The sequence below is a fragment of the Bradyrhizobium sp. genome (genome assembly GCF_030693485.1).
GTDB lineage: Bacteria > Pseudomonadota > Alphaproteobacteria > Rhizobiales > Xanthobacteraceae > Bradyrhizobium.
In genome coordinates, this window is sequence record NZ_JAUYAN010000105.1 from 1 (window position 1) to 2,480 (window position 2,480).

A 2,480-nucleotide genomic window follows, 5' to 3' on the forward strand; every position below is an offset into this window, starting at 1 on the left:
GGCGCCCGCGAAAGAGAAGAAGGCCGCCAAGTCGGTCGTCGAGATCGACGTGCCCGAGGCCGACAAGGTCGCCAACCAGTCGATCCGCGTCAATGTGGACACGCTGGAACATCTGATGACGATGGTGTCGGAACTGGTGCTGACCCGCAATCAGCTGCTGGAAATCTCCAGGCGCAACGACGATACCGAGTTCAAGGTGCCGCTGCAGCGGCTGTCCAACGTCACCGCCGAGCTGCAGGAAGGCGTCATGAAGACGCGGATGCAGCCGATCGGCAATGCCTGGCAGAAGCTGCCACGGATCGTGCGCGACCTCGCCGGCGAACTGCACAAGCAGATCGAACTGGAGATGCACGGCGCCGACACCGAGCTCGACCGCCAGGTGCTCGACCTGATCAAGGATCCGTTGACGCACATGGTGCGCAACTCCGCCGACCACGGCCTGGAAACCCCGGCCGAACGCGCCGCCAATGGCAAGCCCGAGCAGGGCACCATCCGGCTCTCCGCCTATCACGAGGGCGGCCACATCCTGATCTGCATCGCCGACAACGGCCGCGGCCTCAACACCGAGCGGATCAAGGCCAAGGCCATCTCGAACGGTCTCGTCAGCGAGGCCGAACTCGAGAAGATGACGGAAGCCCAGATCCACAAGTTCATCTTCGCGCCGGGCTTCTCCACCGCGGCCGCCGTCACCTCGGTGTCCGGCCGCGGCGTCGGCATGGACGTGGTGCGCACCAATATCGACCAGATCGGCGGCACCATCGACGTCAAGTCGGTGGCCGGCGAGGGTTCCAGCGTCACCATCAAGATCCCGCTGACGCTGGCCATCGTCTCCGCCCTGATCGTGGAAGCCGCCGGCGACCGCTTTGCGATCCCGCAGCTGGCCGTGGTCGAACTGGTGCGGGCGCGGGCCAATTCCGAGCACCGCATCGAGCGCATCAAGGACACCGCGGTGCTGCGGCTGCGCAACAAGCTGCTGCCGCTGATGCACCTGAAGAAGCTGCTCAGGATCGACGACGGCACCTCTTCCGATCCCGAGAACGGCTTTATCGTGGTGACGCAGGTCGGCAGCCAGACCTTCGGCATCGTGGTCGACGGCGTGTTCCACACCGAGGAAATCGTGGTCAAGCCGATGTCGACCAAGCTGCGTCACATCGAAATGTTCTCCGGCAATACGATTCTCGGCGATGGCGCCGTGATCATGATCATCGATCCCAACGGCATTGCCAAGGCGCTCGGCGCCGCCGGCTCCGCCAGCCACGAGATCTCGGAAGAGAACGCGGCGGCGCGCGCCAATGCCGCCGAGCAGCTGACCTCGCTTTTGGTGTTCCGCGCCGGCTCGGCCCAGCCCAAGGCGGTGCCGCTCGGCCTCGTCACCCGGCTGGAAGAGCTCGCCGTCGACAAGATCGAACTCTCCAACGGCCGCTACATGGTGCAGTACCGCGACCAGCTGATGCCGCTGGTGCAGATGGAAGGCGTCAGCGTCCAGACCGCAGGTGCCCAGCCGATCCTGGTGTTCGCCGATGACGGCCGCTCGATGGGACTGGTGGTCGACGAGATCATCGACATCGTCGAGGAACGGCTCAACATCGAGGTCGCGGGCTCCCGGGAAGGCATTCTGGGCTCCGCCGTGATCAAGGGCCAGGCCACCGAAGTGATCGACGTCGGCCATTTCCTGCCGATGGCGTTCGCCGACTGGTTCTCCCGCAAGGAGATGCGCCCGTCGGTGACCGCGCAATCGGTGCTGCTGGTCGACGACAGCGCGTTCTTCCGCAACATGCTGGCGCCGGTGCTGAAAGCCGCCGGCTACAAGGTGCGGGTCGCGCCCAGCGCCGAGGAGGGCCTCTCCGCGCTGCGCTCGGGCCAGACCTTCGACGTGGTGCTGACCGATATCGAGATGCCCGACATGAACGGGTTCGAATTCGCCGAGACCATCCGGGCCGATGCGCAACTGAGCTCGATGCCGATCATCGCGCTGTCCTCGATGGTGTCGCCGGCGGCGATCGAGCGCGGCCGGCTGGCCGGCTTCCACGATTACGTCGCCAAGTTCGACCGTCCGGGCCTGATCGCGGCGCTGAAGGAACAGACCGCCGAACTCAACCGGGCGGCATGAGGATGACCATGAGCAAGAACGACAATACCGAAGGCGCCGTCTCCGAATTCGTCACCGCGATGATCGGGGGCCAGCTGTTCGGCCTGCCGATCTCGAGGGTGCAGGACGTGTTCATGCCGGAGCGGCTGACGCGGGTGCCGCTGTCGTCCGGCGAGATCGCCGGCGTGCTCAATCTGCGCGGCCGCATCGTCACCGTGGTGGACATGCGCGCCCGTCTCGGCCTGCCCAAAAACGAGGACGGCAAGCCGCCGATGGCGATCGGCGTCGACCTGCGCGGCGAATCCTATGGCCTGCTGATCGACCAGATCGGCGAGGTGCTCAAGCTCGCCGACGACGGCCGCGAGGAAAATCCCGTCAACCTCGACCCCCG

General features: G+C 65.7%; 2 protein-coding genes. Both read left to right on the forward strand.

The features are described from left to right. Positions 1-2,110, forward strand: a 2,110-nt coding sequence (locus Q8N40_RS07825; RefSeq protein ID WP_305711415.1) for a hybrid sensor histidine kinase/response regulator, incomplete at its 5' end; no start/stop codon positions are given. A gap of 8 nt (positions 2,111-2,118) precedes the next feature. Next, the coding region (locus Q8N40_RS07830; RefSeq protein WP_371135637.1) for a chemotaxis protein CheW at positions 2,119-2,480 on the forward strand (362 nt) is incomplete at its 3' end.